The organism is Pseudomonas sp. Ga0074129, from assembly GCA_001465025.1.
In the GTDB taxonomy this organism is placed as follows: Bacteria; Pseudomonadota; Gammaproteobacteria; order Pseudomonadales; family Pseudomonadaceae; genus Aquipseudomonas.
The window spans coordinates 1-16692 of record LNDO01000065.1 but is presented as its reverse complement, the minus strand read 5'-3'; the positions used below and the strand labels follow the sequence as shown (position 1 = coordinate 16692).

Genomic DNA, 16692 nt, shown 5'->3' with positions numbered 1-16692 from the left:
CCACCCTGGAGCACCTGGGTAACGATAAGCGCGTGATCCTGAGCAAAGAAAACACCACCATCATCGACGGCGCTGGCGTTCAGGCTGATATCGAGTCTCGCGTACTGCAGATCCGTAAGCAGATCGAAGACACCTCGTCCGACTACGACAAAGAGAAGCTGCAAGAGCGTCTGGCCAAACTGGCTGGCGGTGTTGCGGTAATCAAAGTCGGTGCCGGCACCGAAGTTGAAATGAAAGAGAAGAAAGCCCGCGTTGACGACGCCCTGCACGCGACCCGCGCAGCCGTTGAAGAAGGCGTGGTACCTGGCGGTGGCGTGGCACTGGTGCGCGCTCTGCAGGCCATCAGCGAACTGAAAGGCGACAACGCCGATCAGGACGTCGGTATCGCTCTGCTGCGTCGTGCTGTTGAAGCACCGCTGCGTCAGATCGTTTCCAACGCTGGCGGCGAGCCAAGCGTAGTGGTCGACAAGGTTAAGCAGGGTTCGGGTAACTTCGGCTTCAACGCCGCGACCGACACCTACGGCGACATGATCGAGATGGGTATTCTCGATCCGGCCAAGGTCACCCGTTCGGCGCTGCAAGCTGCAGCTTCCATCGGCAGCCTGATGATCACCACCGAAGCGATGATCGCTGAAGTGGTTGAAGACAAGCCGGCCGGTGGTGGTATGCCGGACATGGGCGGCATGGGTGGTATGGGCGGCATGATGTAAGCCAGTCCTGCCCCTCGCAGGTTGCCTTCGGGCAGCCTGTAAGTAGCAAAGAAAACCCCGTGCCTGTCACGGGGTTTTCATTTTTATGGGTTATAAAAAGCCCTCGCGGCAAAGCGGTACGCCAATTGCTTTGTGTCACGCGCGCTCCGGGACTGGAGCCTGTCAATGTGCGCCATGTCGTTGTTAGGCACGGCCGCCTCTTGTTATGTACGCACCTGGATGTGCTCTGTTACGCGGTCTTGCGCGGTGGCAGTGAAAAGATCCAGGACTGTGAGTCCTCTTAGCTCGTCGGGTTATAGCTCGCTCATCGTTGATGAAGATGGGCAATAAAGTGACCTTGGGCTGTTACCGCTGATGCGGATTTGAACTCGGCCGACCTTTGCTCGACGGTGCGTTGAACCAACCTGCCGAGGCGTGTTCGAAATTAAACTCAAGGAGAAGATGCTGGGGGTCAGGACGATCTGTACGACGTGTTGAAAAATAACCACTGATCGGCTTATGCGGCATACGGGGCGTCGGTGGACTAGTGTGGAAACACAGCGTTTAGCAGAGCTATCAAGAGGTTGCGGTGATGAAGCTAGAAATTGCACGAGGTTTGTTCCTGGTGAGCGCGCTCAGCGTGGCCTCTATCGCTGCGGCCGCTTGGCACGAAAGTGGACCTGGGGTGATTAGCTTGAGTGAGCGCGGTTTCTGCCCTATGCCCCCTCAAGTGCGCACATCTCAGGCCATCAAGCCTGATGAAGATTTGCTGCTGTTTCTCTTCAGCTTGTCCCAAGGCGCTCGTTCACAGGGTTAAACGCCGTCTTCGCCCCGTTTTCCATGCCCAAAACAATCAAAAATGCCGTTCACTCAAGTGAGTGAACGGCATTTTTTTACTTCGGATTATGGATTTTTAAAGCCGTTACCAGGCCTTGGCCGATGCGGGCGGGGCGTCGGGCTTGGCCAGCACGCTGTACACGCACGGCAGCACAAACAGGGTAAACAGCGTGCCGATTGACATGCCGGTGGCGATCACCAGGCCGATGTCGAAGCGGCTGACCGCGCCGGCACCAGTGGCCAGAATCAGCGGCACCATGCCGAACACCATCGCAGCGGTGGTCATCAGCACCGGGCGCAGGCGAATGGCGGCGGCTTCTTCCACCGCATCGCGGCGAGACAAGCCCTTTTCGCGGCGTAGCTGATTGGCGAACTCGACGATCAGAATACCGTGCTTGGTAATCAGGCCGATCAGCGTCACCAGGCCCACCTGGGTGTAGATGTTCATGCTCGACAGGCCCAGGAACAGCGGAATCAGCGCACCACAGATCGACAATGGCACCGTGACCATGATCACCAGCGGGTCGCGGAAGCTCTCGAACTGCGCTGCCAGCACCAGGAAGATCAGCGCCAGAGCCAGGGCAAAGGTGGCGTACAGTGCGTTGCCTTCCTGCACCAGTTGGCGCGACGCCCCGGCAAAGTCGTAGGCAAAGCCTGCGGGCGCTTCTTCCTGCATGATCTGCGTCACCGTCTCGATGGCCTCGCCCATGCTGACAATCGGTACGCCCTGAATGATGGCCGAGTTGAGTTGCTGGAACTGATTGAGCTGGGTCGGTCGCGCGCGGTCGCTGACCTTGACCAGGGTCGACAACGCCAACATTTCCCCGCTTTCACTCTTCACGTAATAGCTGCCCAGCCAGCCCGGGTTGTCGCGGTAGGCGCGCTCAACCTGGGCAATCACCTTGTAGCTGCGGCCCTCAATGGTAAAGCGATTGATCTCGCCTTCACCGAGCAGGCTGGCCAGGGTCAGGCCAAGGTTCTGCATGGATACGCCCATTTGCGCGGCTTTTTCGCGGTCGATTTCCACCACGACTTCGGGCTTGTCGAAGGCCAGGTCCACGTCGAGGAAGGCAAACTTGCCGGATGCCAGCGCACGCTCCTTCACGCGCTCGGTCACTTGCAGCAGCGACTGGTAGTCGTTGGGCGTGTTGATCACGAACTGGAACGGCAGTCCTTCACCTGTGCCCGGCAGGGCGGGCAGGTTGAAGCCGAAAATCTGCAGCCCGGCGATTTGCGACAGGCGCGCCTGTACCTCGGGGAGGATTTCCATCTGCGTGCGCTCGCGCTCGCTCCACGGCGTCATCAGAAAGCCGCCGATACCCGATTGCACACCGCTGGTGCCGTTGATCTGGAAGGAGGAGTAGTACTCGGGGAACTCCTTAAAGATGGTCACGAACTCGTCGGTGTACTTATTCAGGTAATCGAGGTTGGTGGCTTGCGGCGCATTGGCCATCATGAAAATGATGCCTTGGTCTTCTTCCGGCGCCAGTTCACTTTTGGTGAATTTGAGCAGCACCGGGATCAGGCACATGACGATCACGGCAAACACCAGCACCACTGGGCGCGTATCAAGTGTGCTGTGCAGGGCGCGCTGATAGCGGCGCTTGAGGCCGTCGAAAATCTTATCGAGTCTATGTGCCAGGCCCGAGGGATTTTCCTCATGGCGCAGCAGCTTGGCGCACATCATCGGCGACAGGGTCAGAGCGACGATGCCGGAGATAATCACCGCGCCGGCCAGGGTTAGGGCGAACTCCTTGAACAGCGCGCCGGTGAGGCCTTCGAGAAAGCCGATGGGGGCATAGACGGCCGCCAGGGTGATGGTCATGGAAATCACCGGTACAGCGATTTCCCGTGCGCCTTCAATGGCCGCATCAAAAGGCGTTTTGCCTTCCTCGATATGCCGGTGGATGTTCTCCACCACGACGATGGCGTCGTCCACCACCAGGCCGATGGCCAACACCATCGCCAGCAGGGTCAGCAGGTTGATCGAGTAGCCCATCAGTTGCATAAAGAACAGCACGCCAATCATCGACAGCGGAATGGTGATCACCGGGATCAGCACCGAGCGGAACGCGCCGAGGAACAGGAACACCACCACGATGACGATCAGCACGGCCTCACCGAGGGTTTTCACCACCTCGTCGATGGACGCCTGGATAAACAGGGTGGCGTCATAAGCGATGGAGACTTTCAGGTTTGGCGGCAGCTGCGCTTCCAGCTCCGGCATGACGTTGCGTACTTCTTTGATCACATCCAGCGGGTTAGCGCCTGGCGTGCCTTTGATGGCGATGTATACCGACGGCGTGCCGTCAAAGGAGCTGATCGAGTCGTAGCTTTCCGAACCCATTTCTACGCGGGCTACATCGCGCATCAGCACGCGGCTGTCACCATCGGTTTTCACCGGGATGGCGGCAAAGGCTTCGGCGGATTTGAGATCGGTTTCGGCGTTGAGGCTGGTGACGACGTACTGACCTTTCATCTCACCCGCCGCAGCGAGGAAGTTGTACTCGCGCACCGCATCGTTGACGTCGCCAGCAGTGACGCCATAGGCCGCCATCTTCACCGGGTCCAGCCATAGGCGCATGGCAAATACCTGGTTGCCGAGAATTTCCGCTTCAGCCATGCCGGGCAGGGTGGCCAGCTTGGGCTGGATGACCCGCGACAGGTAATCGGTGATCTGCGGGTTGCTCAGCTCCTGGCTGTAGAAGCTGATGTACATCAGGGCGGTGGAGTCAGCCGCTTCTTTGCTCAGCACCGGGTCTTCGGCGTCTTGCGGCAGCTGGTTCTTCACCTCGTTGGCCTTGGCCAGCAGTTCGGTGAACAGGCGATCGCTGTTGGCCCCAATGCGCGCGTAGATGGAAATGACCGAGACATTCTGCCGGCTCACCGAGGTCATGTAGTCAATGCCGTCGGCGCTGGCCAGGCTCTGTTGCAGCGGTTGGGTGATGTAACCCTGAATGGTTTCGGCGTTGGCCCCGGGGTAAGCCGTGGTCACCGTGATCAGGGCGTTTTCCATCTGCGGGTATTGGCGGATGGTCAGTTTGCTGAATGCCTGCAAGCCCAGCAGGATGATCAACAGACTGACCACAGTCGCCAATACCGGGCGACGGATAAAGGGATCAGTAAAAGCCATAAATAAATTCCTTGAAGCCGGGCCGGTTACTCGGCGCTTGGCGTGGCCGGGGCGTTGGCGATGCGCACATGGGCACCGTTATCCAGCTTCAACTGGCCAGCTGATACCACCTGCTCGCCTGCCTGCAGGCCTTTGCGGATCACAACCTGACCGTCGCGGCGTTCGCCGGTTTCAACGAAGCGGCGTTCGACGCTCAACTCGGCCTGGCCGGCGTCGTCTTTGGCCACCTGGCCGTCTTGCCCTTTCTTCTCGCCGATGACGTACACCGAGTTGCCATACAGGGTGTAGGTGATGGCTGTTTCTGGCACGACGACGACCGTCTGCTCACCCGGTAGCAGCACTTCCAGGTTGGCGAACATGCCGGGCAGCAGTTTGCTGTCCGGGTTGGCCAGCATGGCGCGCACCTGCACGTTACGCGTGGTGTCTTCGACCTTGGGGTTGATGGCGGCGATCTCACCTTCAAACACCTCAAGCGGGTAGGCCGCGACGCTGAAGCGCACGCGTTCACCGATGGCCAGTTGCGGCACGGTTTGCTCGGGCAGGTAAAAGTCGACGAACAGCTTGCTCAGGTCCTGCAGGGTCGCGATGGTGGTGCCGGAGGCCAGGTAGTCGCCGACATCCACCTGACGGATGCCAATGGTGCCTGCGAAGGGGGCGAGGATGCGCTTTTTGGCCAACTGTGCTTGAAGTTGCGCCACGCTGGCGTTGGCTTTTTGCAAGTTGGCAGACAGCCGGTCGAACTCACTCTTGGAGATGCTTTGGCGGTTGACCAGGCTGCGCCCGCGCTCATATTCCACTTTGGCCAGGCCCAGTTCGGCCTGCGCGGTGGCCAGGCTGGCCTGCTCGACGTCGCTGTCCATCTGGATCAGTGGTTGTTGCAGGCTGACCTGCTCGCCAGACTTGAACAGCACTTGCTGCACAGTACCGGCCACTTCCACGGTCAGGTCGATGCCTTGAAAGGCTTTTAGCGAACCAATGGCGGGCAAGCGGCTTTGCCAGGGCTGAGGCTCGGCAGTGGCTGCATCAATGCTGATGGCCGGCTGCGGGGCCGAAAACATCTGCACCTGTTGGTAGATGGTGAAGCCTTTGTAGGCGGCGAGGGCGAGTACCACAACGAGTACTGCGCCGAGCATGATCAGCATGCGGCGGAGCAACATAATCCGAATCCTTGGCAAAGCGAATGGAAGGCCCTGGAACAGGCAAGAGAGCCACCTTAGACCTCAGTTCTAGAGCTGTCAAAGGTTCGTATTTGCGAAGAATTCTTGTACAAAAACTGGCTAATTGATCAAGTCCTTTTTAAGCAAAATGCCAGCGAAAGCTGGCATTTTTATGGGTGCATGGCGGTTATTTCAGTGGCTTAGGCACTCAGGCGCTGAGTGACCTCATTGAGTTGGCTGGACAGTTCATGCAAGTTCTTACCGGCCGTTTCGGTGCGCTGCACGTTTTCCTGGTTGGAAGTGGCAATGGCAGTGATTTCGGTGAGGTTGCGCGAGATGTCTTCGGCCACTGACGTTTGTTCTTCGGCGGCGGTGGCGATTTGCCGATTCATGTCGCGGATGGCTTCTACGGCATTGGTGATCAACTGCAGGGTGGCGCCGGCTTCGGTGACCTGAGTAACACCTTCTTCGCTGCGCTGCTGGCCGCTTTGAATAGCGCGCACCACATTCACCGCGCCGGTTTGCACGGTGTCGATGATTTGGTGAATTTCGGCCGTGGATTCGGCTGTGCGCTGCGCGAGTGTGCGCACTTCATCCGCTACCACCGCAAACCCGCGGCCCTGTTCACCGGCGCGGGCGGCTTCAATAGCAGCGTTGAGTGCCAGCAGGTTGGTTTGCTCGGCAATGCCGCGAATCACTTCCAGCACCTTACCGATGCGTCCGGTGTCGGTTTCCAGGCGACGAACCACCTCGGCGGTGTTGCTGATTTCGCTGCGGATATCGGTGATGGTGCTAATGGTGGCCTGCATCACCCTTTCGCCTTGGCGCGCGGCATTGTCGGCGGCATCGGCCGCGCCGGCCGCTTCAACGGCATGTCGGGCAACTTCCTGAGCCGTAGCCGACATTTCGTGCATGGCCGTGGCCACTTGGTCGGTGCGCGAGAATTGTTCGCGTGTGCCTTGGGCCATTAGCGTGGCAATGGTGTTGAGCTCGCCGCTGGCGGTGTCCAGATCAACGGTGCTGCGTTTGAGGCGTGTGAAGGTGTCAGCGAGGAAGTCGCGCAGAATATTGGCCGCCACCGCCAATTTGCCCAGCTCGTCCTGGCGCGTGGCGTCCACATGCTGGCCGAAGTTGCCACGGCTGAGTTGGGCGATGTGCTCGATCAGCTCGCGAATCGGATTGATCAGGTTGCGGTTGACCAACCACACGCTGAACAGCCCGATCACCACGGTAGCCCCGAGCATTAACAAGGTGCCAAGCAGGATGGTGCGGTCGCCAGCAGCCTTGATCAACTGGGCTTGTTCCAGGCTTTGCTGGTGCAGTTCATCGGCCAACGCATTCATTTTTTGGGCGGTGCTGCGGTCGATGCCGGAAACGGCTTTGTCACCGACGCGGAAGTCCGCACCGGCGGCAAGGTAGGCATCACGGCCTTTGCGGTAGTTCACTCCAAGGGTTTGATGCTCGCTGCGCAGGTTATCGATTTTGCTTTTGAGCGCGCGGTCATCTATGGCCAGCTCGCTCAGTTGCCCCAGTTCGTCTTGAACCTTGCGTTCCTGTGCTTCGAACTGGGCCCAGTGTTTATCGAATTGAGCTTTGTCGCCGCCGCGCAGCAGGACGTTCTTCCATTCCTGCACCTGGATTTTGAAGTCGAGGTTGGTCTCATCGATGAGTGCGGATTTTTCCAGTGGCCCGGCCAGCAACCCTTGATAGGCCTGCATGCCGTTGGACAGAAAGCTGAAGCAGGCGAGTGCCGTGACCAGAATCAGCGCCAGACTGCCGCCGAGCAGGGCAAGAATTTGCGCGCGCAAGGATGTTTGCAGAAACATGGGTGTACCCCTGAGAGTGAACTGCACAATGCCAGTGATACCCGCGTGGCATGCTTGTGGCGTGCGACGGGTATCGTCTGTGCCGTGAATGAAACGGCCAGCCATGAGTATAGGTCGGCCTCATTGCTGTGTTCTTGAGTTTGCCGCCGCAGGGTTATAGACAGATGGGCGGCGCTCAGGCCAGGCGCAGGTGGTTATCCCAAAGCCCGGCTGGCAGTTGCAGGGGGTGGCTGGCGATCTGCGGGCGGCGGCAGTCGTAAAGTCTGCAGCGTCCCACACCGCTGCTGACCACAAAACCCTCGGCCACCGCGCCAACGCCTGCGCAGTCTGCCAGCGGCGCATCAAGGCGCAGTTCGGCGCTGTCCAGATCCCAGATAAACACCCGGTTGCCACGTGGCGCGGTCAGTGCCAGCAGGCGCAGTTCGCTGTGGATCGCCACGCTGGCGGTGTACTGGTTCATCAGTTGGCGTTGGGCGTCGGCCACTGGGAAATGCTCGAAGGATTGCCCCGGACGTTTGATGGCCAGCAGGGGCACTGCATCGTCGGCCGCGCCCATGTACTGCTGACCGGTCACCAAGGTGCCATCGGCGGCGACAGCCATGTGGCGCACGCTATTCATGCGCTCGGGCAGTTGCTCCCGGCTGATCAGACGGCCGTCGCGTTGCAGCAGTACCAGGCTGGAATCCATGGCGTCGAGGTTCATCTCCACGCGGCTGTCGGCTTCGGTGCGAATGCCGCCGTTAGCCACGGCCAGGGTTTCACCATCGGGTAGCCAGAGCAATTGATGCGGGCCGATGCCGTGGGTGGACAGCTCGCCGGTGCGCAGCAGGTGCTCGCCTTCTAGGCGATACACGCCGAGCACACCACGACCGGGGTCGGAGGTGTCATTTTCGGTGGCGTACAGCCATTCGCCGTCTTTGTGGAACACCGCGTGGCCATAGAAGTGGCGCTGCGCAGGTGATTTCAGGGTTTGCAGCAGGCGGCCGTCGCGGGTATCGATCAGGTAACTCTCAGTGCTTGGTCGGCGACCGACAAACAACGCCATGGGCAGAAACGGATGAGCAATGACGTCATGGCAGCGCTCGGCCACGCGCGTGGCGAACACCTGGCTGCCATCAAGCTGATAGCCCACGGCGAAGTGCTCGCCGGCACTGTTGTTGCGGGCCGACAAAAGTAACGGTTGTGCGCCGTTGAACAGCGTCCAACCCTTTATGGCAGTCGTCGCTATGGCGGCAGCGGCCAGTGTGCTCACCCCTAGACCAAGTAGGGTTCGGCGGCTGATGGGCATGGCTTAATCGCCGTCGTGGGCGTTGAAGCCCAGTTGAATGCCCAGCGCTTTAGCCAGCTCGACCTCGTGGAGGCGATGCAGGGCGTTCAGGCTGTCGTAGAGCGCATTGGCCTCTTGTATGCCCGCCTCATCGCGCAGCAGTTCGCTAAGTGGCCGTTGTGCAGCAGCCAGGCGTTGGCGGGTGTCGCTGTAGGCCGTGTCGATACGGGCTTTCAGGTCGCTGTGCTCACCGCTGAGCAGGGTGCTCAGGCCGTCCTGTTCGGCACCCAGCCAGAGTTGTTCGGCGCTGGACAGGCTGGCGGCCAGGTTGGTCAGGCTGGCGTTGCTGCGCCAAGCATCGGCTTGGTAAGGCTGCGGCTGGCCTTTGCTTTGTCGGCCCAGCGGCGTGCCGAGTTTTTTCTTCAGGCCGTCGAGCGCGTTGACCTGAGTGCGTAACAGTTCGGCCACGGCTTCTTGGGCATCGGCGAAGCGTTCGTTGGGGAAACGTTTGAGCTGCGCGCCGATACCATTCTGGCTTTGCCATTGGCTTAACACATTGGCGGCCAAGACGTTCTGGTGTTCGCCGATGGCTATCAGTAGTGGGCAATAGCGGGCTTTTTGCGTGCCGTTATTGAGGTCAATGGCCGGATCGAATAACACATATTCGTAAGCCGTCAGTCCCTGGACCACCACGCTGGACTTGTTCAAGTCGGCCGGGGTTAGTTCAGGTTTGCTGTTGATCAGTGCTTCAACCTGGCGCGCGACCAGGTTTTTCTTGTCTGGCCAGAATTGAATCTGCCAGGCACGGTTGCCTTCGGCCAGCGGGCCAATCAGCGCCGGTTGCACGCCGGCCCAGGCACTTTGTGCACTCAGAAACACCTGACGGGTTTCAGCCAGGTTTTGCGTGCCCGCGCAGAAGCCTTGAGCGCTGACGGCCAGTTGCCGGTCGGCTTCGTGCCAGGCGCTGTAAATAGGCAGCAATACGCCGTCGGTTAATGCCTGGCTGACCTGCTGGTGCGGATCGCTCGGGCTACAGCCGGCCAGGGTCAAGGTGAGCAGAGTGAGGGCAAGAGGTGAGCGGATCATTAGATGCTCCTTACAGCGAATTCAGAAAAGCCAACAGCGCGCTGCGCTCGTCGGCATTAAAGGTTAGAACGATTTGTTTGGCGGCCTCGGCTTCGCCGCCGTGCCAGAGGATGGCTTCCAGCAGGTTGCGGGCGCGGCCATCGTGGAGAAACTGGGTGTGGCCGTTGACGGTTTCTGTCAGGCCAATGCCCCACAGCGGTGCTGTGCGCCATTCGCGGCCAGTGGCGAGAAACTCGGGCCGATTATCAGCCAGGCCTTCGCCCATGTCGTGCAGCAACAGGTCGCTGTAGGGGCGGACCACTTGGTTGGCCAGTTCAGCTTCGGCGGCATCTGCAGCGGTGGTGAACTGGGGGGTATGACAGCTTTGGCAGCCCGCCTGGTGAAACAGGTTTTTACCGGCGATCACCTCGGGCGCATCGACATCGCGGCGCGCCGGCACACCCAGGTTGCGTGTGTAAAACAGTACGTTGGCGAGAATGTTGTCGCTCACTTCCGGTTCGCCACCATGGGGTGCCTGCAGGCAGTCTGTCTGCACGGCCGTGCAGTTGTCATGGGCGATCAGTGTGCTGGTCAGGCCCATGTCGTTGGCGAAGGCGTCCGCGTTTTGCTGGTTGAGCGTGGGTTGTCCGGCTTTCCAGCCAAAGCGGCCAAGGGCTGTGCGCTGCTGAGCGTGGTCCCATACCTGGTTAGCACGTCCGGAAATGCCATCACCGTTCAGATCGTCGGGGTCTGCATTGGCCAGAATGGCCGCTTCAGGGATGGCCTCCAGCAAGCCCAAGCCAATCATCGGCGGTGCGATGCGCACGGAAAACTGCGTCTCTGGGTGCAGCGCGCCATAACCCAACTGGCTGATCTCCAGCGTTGGTTTGCGCAGTTCCACTTCCAGGCCGTCGGCAAAGGTTACGCGCTCGCTGCTGTAACTCACGCGCACTTTGCCTTCTGGGGCGACGCCAGGGTTGGCCATGTCTTGCAACTGACCGCCATAAGTGGGCTCGGCCAGAACGCCCAAGCGTTCGATGATGGCCGCGTGTTCGGGGCCTGCAGGGATCGACAGACGCACCAGCATCGATACCGAACTCAATGCATCAGCGGCGGGTGGATGGCCACGGCCATCTTTGATGTGGCAGTTTTGGCAGCCGTTTGTGTTGAACAGCGGACCAAGCCCATCACGGGCAGTGGTGGTGGCGGGTGCAGTAACCCAGGGGTTGCGGAAGAAACTGTTGCCGACGCTGAAATCCAAGCGGCGTGAGGTCGGCAGATTGGCCGATGGCAGGGAGAACGCATTCTGGTCGAACTGGTTCACGGTGGCTGCGCCGCCCGACAACGCCTCGCCGGGTTCGGCCTGAGTGAACTGAGGGGCTTGGTCACATCCCATCAGGGCAAGACTCAATGCCAGCAGCAGCGCAAAACGATGCGGCGTAAACATGAACGGAAATCCGCAGCAGAAAACAGGCGGGGATAGTAGCAGTCTGTGCTGGTTTAAATAAGACGGATTTGCATTATCGCTCGTGGCCAAAGGTCGCAGGCTCTAAGCAACGATGCGCTGGTTGATGCGATCAGCATAAAAAAGCCGCGATTGCTCAGAAGCAATCACGGCTTGTTTCAGCGTTGCCTGTTCGGGCTTGGAGCCCTTCGGGGCTTAGAAGCTGTGGTCAGCGGTGTCTGGGTTCAAATCACTGATGCCCAGTTTGACTGCGGCCTGCTCGATAGCACCAGTCTGTTTCACCAGTGCAGCAATGGCGTCACGCACCAGTTGCTGGCCGGCGGTATTTTCAGCGGCGATCAGTTGGTCGAAATGCTGGCCGTTTTTTGCGCTGTCCACCAGTGCCTGCAGTTTGGCTTCGCTGGCTTCAAGGTCTGCTTTGAGAGTGCTGTCAGCGCCGGCATCAAGTTGCGCGACCAATGACGACAGGCTTGGGCCAGTCAGGGTGGTGCCATCGACCTTCTTGTATTCGCCCAAGTAGATATTGCGAATACCTTTGCCGTTGTAGAAGTGCGAATTGTGGGTGTTGTCGCTGAAGCAATCATGCTCGTCTTCAGTCGAGTTGGCTTCCAGTGCCACTTTCATGCGCTCGCCAGCCAGTTCGCCCAACGACAGGCTGCCCATGCCGAAGAGCATTTTACGCAGGCCGTTTTCAGCGGTGTCGGCTTCCAGTTTGGCGCGGTAGTTGTCGGCCTTGCTCGGTTGCCACTCGGTAACCATCGCGTCTAGGTCGCTGACCAGCAGATCAACGGCTGCCTTGATAAAGGCACGGCGACGCTCGTTATGACCGCCCGTAGCGCCTTCACCGACAACGAAATCAGTGGCAGGACGCTCGCCTGCACCCGGGTTGGTGCCATTCAGGTCCTGGCCCCACAGCAGGAATTCTACCGCGTGGTAGCCCGTGGCCACGTTAGCCTCGGAACCGCCCAGTTCGTTCAGGCTGGCGAGCAGTTCTGGGGTGATGGTGCTGACATCGAGCTTGTCTTCGCCGACCTGCAGTTCGGTGTTGGCGATGATGTTGGCCTGTGCGCCTGGGTTACCCAAGGCGTGCTGGTAATCAGTGGCCACGTAGTCGATCAGGCCTTCGTCCAGCGGCCAGGCGTTGAGTTGGCCTTCCCAGTCGTCCACTACGGCGTTGCCGAAACGGAAGACTTCAGTTTGCATGTAAGGCACGCGGGCGGCCAGCCAGGCTTCGCGCGCGGCTTTAAGCGTGTCGTCATTGGGGTTGGCGAGCAGGGCGTCTATTGCGCTTTGCAGGGCCTTGCCGGTGCTGGCGGCGTCACTGAAAACAGCGAATGCTAGGTCGGCGTAATGGCTGACTACGGCTTTGCTGGCGGCTGCGTCGAGCTTGCTTGCGGCGGCTACTGGCGCACTGGCGCTGCTGGCAGCGGGTGCTGCGGCTTGAGTGGCAGGGGCTTTATCTTCGCCACAACCGGCGAGAGAGATGGCAATAGCAAGCAGGCTGGCGGAGGCCAGGGGCATACGAAGCATGACGTAATCCTTTGCAAGTGAGGGTGAGCATCCAGGCTGGTGGATGCAAAAACCAAAGCATAATGCGAAAGATTTGCATTTTGCGCAAAGGGTCTTGTGAACTTTTCAATCAAAGCTGTGGTTGTCGTCGATATCGATTCGCGCCCGAACGGCTAAAATGGCCGCACCTGAACCTGTAAATCCAACCTTGGAGTTGTGCATGACCCTTACCAGTGTCGTTGTGATCGTCTTGCTGATTTTGCTCGCAGCCTATGCGGTGCTCCTCTACAACGCCTTGGTGCGCCTTAAGCATGGGGTGAGCAAAGCCTGGTCGAATATCGATGTGATGCTCAAGCAGCGCCATGATGAGCTGCCCAAGCTGGTGGAAACCTGCAAGCAATACATGCAGCACGAGCGCGGCACCCTTGAAGCTGTTATCAGTGCCCGTCAGGCGGTATCAAATGCCCAGGCCAAAGGTGACATGGGTGCGCTGGGTAAAGCGGAAACAGGCCTGCGTGCCGGCCTGGGGCAGCTGTTCGCCTTGGCCGAGAACTACCCGGAGTTGAAGGCCAACGAAAGCTTTCAACACCTGCAGCAGCGCATCACAGGTCTGGAAAACGGCATTGCCGACCGCCGCGAGCTTTACAACGAAGCGGTGAACCTTAACAACGTGCGCATCGAGCAGTTCCCTGATGTGCTTGTTGCCCGCGCCTTTGCTTTTAAAGCGGCAGCCTTGTTGGAATTCAGTGAGGGCGATAAAGCCGATGTCAGCCTCAAGTCGTTGTTTGGTTAGTCGATGGACACTTTCGATCACTGGTTTGCGTTGAGTTGCAGTGTGGCCGCCAGTGTGGCGGGCGCGGGTTGGTTTTTGCGGTGCTTTTCGCAGGCGCGGCACCTGCTCGATACCCCAACCTCGAAGGTTCGCTCAGCCGCTCAAGGCTACGTTGAGTTTTATGGCGTGCTGCATGAGCACAACGATGCGCAGTTGCTTGGGCCGCTGACGCGAACGCCTTGTCTGTGGTGGCGCTACAAAATTGAGGAATACCGTTCGGACGGTAAAAAGCGCAGTTGGCGCGTGGTGGAGAGCGGCACCAGCGAAGCCCTATTGCAACTGGATGACAGCACGGGAAGGTGTCTGATTGATCCGCGTGGTGCGCAAGTTAGCCCGCTGACTCGGCAAGTCTGGAAAGGAAATTTGCGGCATCCATTAGGTGTCCCAAAAACCGGCTGGCGCGCCTTGTTTAGCGATGCCGAGGGTTACCGCTACACCGAAGAGCGCCTGCATGTCGGTCAGCCGTTGTATGCCATCGGTGATTTTCGCAGCAGCGGTGGTGGCCGTCAGGGATTGGATCTGGCGGCTGCACAAGGCGCCGTGATTCGTGAATGGAAGGGCGATTTCAACGGCCTGTTGCAGCGGTTTGATAGCGATGGCAACGGCCAGTTGGATGAACAAGAGTGGCAGCGCGTGCAATTAGCAGCGCGCTTGGAAGCGGAGGATCGTCACCGTGAAACCAGCGCTCTGCCGGCTCAGCATCATTTGGCCAAGCCGCGTGAGGCTCAGCCATTTATCCTTTCTTGCGCCGGTGAAGATGAGTTGGTTCGACATCTCTACTGGCAGGCTGCTGGCGGTGTTGTGCTGTGTGTGGTCGGTGCACTGGCGACTGCCTGGCTGCTCGGTATTCAGCGTTTTTAAGGGTGTCTGAGCGCACAAAACAAACCCGCCGATTGGCGGGTTTTTGTTTACAGCGTGGCGGGGTTGGCCGGGATGCTGAGTCGCCTGGCCTGTTTTAGGTAAGTGGTCAATTCCCGTGCAGGTAGTGGTTTGCTGTACAGGTAGCCCTGACCTTCGTTACAGCCCTGAGCAATGATGTAAGCCTCTTGCTCAACAGTCTCAACCCCTTCAGCAATAACCTGCATGCCCAGGCTTTTACCCAGTTGGATGATGGCGCGCACGATGGTGGCGTCGTCTTCATCTTCGAGCAGGTCTTGCACAAAGCTTTTGTCGATTTTGATCTTGTCCAGCGGCAGGCTCTTCAGGTAACTCAAGGAGGAATAACCGGTCCCGAAGTCGTCAATCGCAATCAACGCTCCTGAGCGGCGCAAGCTGAGCAAGTGTTGGGCGGCCGTATTGATGTCTTCCATCAGGCCGGTTTCCGTGACTTCCAGTTCAAGGCTGCGCAGCGGCAAGCGATAGACCTGCATCAGATTATTCACCACGCGCGGCAACTCGGCGTGGTGCAGTTGCACGGTGGACAGGTTGACGGCCATACGCAGTTCAGTGAAGCCCAAGTCATGCCATTCACGAAGCTGGCGGCAGGCTTGGTCGAGAATCCATTCGCCGATCGGGATGATGGTGCCGTTCTGTTCGGCCAGCGGGATAAACAGGTCTGGCGGGACAAATCCATGCGTTGGGTGCTGCCAGCGCAGCAATGCTTCGACGCCGACCACGTTATGGTCGCGGTAGTCGATTTGTGGCTGATAGACGAGGTGCAGCTGATTGAGTGCCAGGGCTTCGCGCAGGTCTTTTTCCAGCTCACGGCGGCGCCGCATTTCACTGTCAACGCTGGCAATGTAGAACTGATAGCGGTTACGCGAGCGGCTTTTGGCCAGCGTCATGGTTTGTTCGGCTTTTTGCAGCAATTTCTCGGTGCTGTCACCGTCTTCGGGGAATAAGGTGATGCCGATGGTCGCCCGCAAGCGAACTTCTTGATGGTCGAGAATGAACGGGTTGTCGAGGTCGTCGAGTACGCTTTGCACCAACTCTGCGGCCTCGTAAGGCTGCTCGATATCAGCTTGCACTAGGGCAAACTGGTCGCCGCCCAAACGGGCCAGCGCGCCAAGGCGGCCGCTATGACTGCGCAGGCGATCCGACAGCGCCAGGAGCAACTGGTCGCCGGTTTGGTAACTGAATTGCTCATTGATGTTTTTGAAATCATCCAGCCCGACACACAAAACAGCGACACGGCGCTGCAGGCGACCGGCATCATTGAGAATTTGGTCGAGCTGCTGTTGCAGCTGCTGGCGATTAGGCAAACCGGTGAGGAAATCGTATTGGGACATGCGCAGCAGACTGTTCTCTGCTTCACGACGCAAGGTGGTGTTGCGCTCAATGGAGGAGAGTAGCTGGTTAGCGGTGTTGATCCACAAACCCAATTCGTTCTTCTCGTTGCCCTTGAGCATGGGCAGCTTATGTTCGCTGGGGCGATCGGGATTGATGCTGGTGAGGTGCTCAATGATTTTCGACAGCGGCTTGGTTAGCAGCCAGTGATAAACCAAGTACAACACCAGGCCCATGGCCAGAGCGCGCAGCACGCCGGATATAAAGATAATCACTGAGTTGGTGACAAAGCTCTCGCCGTAAGGAGCAGTGTCGAGGGTAATGCTGAGGTCGCCGTAGTATTCGCTGTAAGGGCCACGGCCCACCAGTTGAGTGGTGAAGTTTTGCTCTTTACCGAGGATTGGGTCGGTTAACCAGCGTGTAGAAATGTCTGCTTGCTCGCGGGCTTTCTCAGCCAGCATCGGTTCATTGGGGTGACCGATGGCTGCCATGCGCACGGACTCGTGCTGGAACAGTCCCTCAATAACCTGCATGCCCATTTCGCGGTCAAGGCTGTAGACCGCCTGCGTTGAGGGGTCACGGAACATGCCGCCTGAATTCAACCCATAAGTGCAACGCTCACCCCTGCATACACTTCGTACGGTGTCTTCCAGCCCAGGCGTTTGCGTGGGCGTAAATTGATCTTC

Annotated in this window: 10 protein-coding genes and 1 pseudogene; 3 read left to right on the top strand and 8 right to left on the bottom strand. The window is 59.0% G+C overall.

Annotated features, from left to right (window positions below):
• A partial coding sequence (locus AUK77_RS07285) for a TCP-1/cpn60 chaperonin family protein (protein WP_296127684.1) occupies window positions 1-710 on the top strand: 710 nt, incomplete at its 5' end.
• A gap of 901 nt (window positions 711-1611) precedes the next feature.
• On the opposite strand, the gene AUK77_RS07275 is transcribed toward AUK77_RS07285, so the two are convergent.
• From AUK77_RS07275 to AUK77_RS07245, 7 genes are all read right to left on the bottom strand, one after another.
• On the bottom strand, window positions 1612-4659 hold the full coding sequence (locus AUK77_RS07275; protein ID WP_296127680.1) for a multidrug efflux RND transporter permease subunit: 3048 nt from the start codon (window positions 4657-4659) through the stop codon (window positions 1612-1614).
• A 26-nt stretch (window positions 4660-4685) separates the two neighbouring features.
• Window positions 4686-5816: an efflux RND transporter periplasmic adaptor subunit gene (locus tag AUK77_RS07270; protein ID WP_296127678.1), complete on the bottom strand. Its 1131-nt coding sequence runs from the start codon at window positions 5814-5816 to the stop codon at window positions 4686-4688.
• Between the two features lie 200 nt (window positions 5817-6016).
• Complete coding sequence (locus AUK77_RS07265) at window positions 6017-7642, bottom strand: methyl-accepting chemotaxis protein (protein ID WP_296127676.1); 1626 nt, start codon at window positions 7640-7642, stop codon at window positions 6017-6019.
• 175 nt (window positions 7643-7817) lie between these two features.
• Window positions 7818-8924 carry a DUF1513 domain-containing protein gene (locus AUK77_RS07260; protein WP_296127689.1) on the bottom strand — a complete coding sequence of 369 codons (1107 nt, stop codon included), beginning with the start codon at window positions 8922-8924 and terminating at the stop codon, window positions 7818-7820.
• Window positions 8925-8933: 9 nt separating this feature from the next.
• The gene (locus tag AUK77_RS07255) at window positions 8934-9995 is read right to left on the bottom strand and encodes an imelysin family protein (protein WP_296127673.1); all 1062 of its coding nucleotides are present in this window, start codon (window positions 9993-9995) and stop codon (window positions 8934-8936) included.
• A gap of 10 nt (window positions 9996-10005) precedes the next feature.
• On the bottom strand, window positions 10006-11370 hold the full coding sequence (locus AUK77_RS07250; RefSeq protein WP_296127687.1) for a di-heme oxidoredictase family protein: 1365 nt from the start codon (window positions 11368-11370) through the stop codon (window positions 10006-10008).
• 264 nt (window positions 11371-11634) lie between these two features.
• Window positions 11635-12969, bottom strand: coding sequence for an imelysin family protein (locus AUK77_RS07245; RefSeq protein WP_296127671.1), 1335 nt, complete (start codon window positions 12967-12969; stop codon window positions 11635-11637).
• A gap of 199 nt (window positions 12970-13168) precedes the next feature.
• On the opposite strand from AUK77_RS07245, the gene AUK77_RS07240 reads away from it, so the two are divergent.
• Together AUK77_RS07240 and AUK77_RS07235 are read left to right on the top strand one after the other, a co-directional pair.
• Complete coding sequence (locus AUK77_RS07240) at window positions 13169-13741, top strand: LemA family protein (protein ID WP_296127669.1); 573 nt, start codon at window positions 13169-13171, stop codon at window positions 13739-13741.
• A gap of 3 nt (window positions 13742-13744) precedes the next feature.
• Complete coding sequence (locus AUK77_RS07235) at window positions 13745-14641, top strand: GIDE domain-containing protein (RefSeq protein ID WP_296127666.1); 897 nt, start codon at window positions 13745-13747, stop codon at window positions 14639-14641.
• 47 nt (window positions 14642-14688) lie between these two features.
• On the opposite strand, the pseudogene AUK77_RS07230 reads toward AUK77_RS07235, so the two are convergent.
• Window positions 14689-16593, bottom strand: a pseudogene (locus AUK77_RS07230) (EAL domain-containing protein); the annotation flags it as partial.
• Window positions 16594-16692 lie beyond the last annotated feature (99 nt).

Excerpts from the sequence above, each read along its gene's own strand:
- AUK77_RS07240 (WP_296127669.1), top strand. The coding sequence starts at position 13,169 with ATGACCCTTACCAGTGTCGTTGTGATCGTCTTGCTGATTTTGCTCGCA.
- AUK77_RS07235 (WP_296127666.1), top strand. The coding sequence starts at position 13,745 with ATGGACACTTTCGATCACTGGTTTGCGTTGAGTTGCAGTGTGGCCGCC.
- AUK77_RS07265 (WP_296127676.1), bottom strand. The coding sequence starts at position 7,642 with ATGTTTCTGCAAACATCCTTGCGCGCGCAAATTCTTGCCCTGCTCGGC.
- AUK77_RS07275 (WP_296127680.1), bottom strand. The coding sequence starts at position 4,659 with ATGGCTTTTACTGATCCCTTTATCCGTCGCCCGGTATTGGCGACTGTG.
- AUK77_RS07255 (WP_296127673.1), bottom strand. The coding sequence starts at position 9,995 with ATGATCCGCTCACCTCTTGCCCTCACTCTGCTCACCTTGACCCTGGCC.
- AUK77_RS07270 (WP_296127678.1), bottom strand. The coding sequence starts at position 5,816 with ATGTTGCTCCGCCGCATGCTGATCATGCTCGGCGCAGTACTCGTTGTG.
- AUK77_RS07250 (WP_296127687.1), bottom strand. The coding sequence starts at position 11,370 with ATGGGATGTGACCAAGCCCCTCAGTTCACTCAGGCCGAACCCGGCGAG.
- AUK77_RS07245 (WP_296127671.1), bottom strand. The coding sequence starts at position 12,969 with ATGCTTCGTATGCCCCTGGCCTCCGCCAGCCTGCTTGCTATTGCCATC.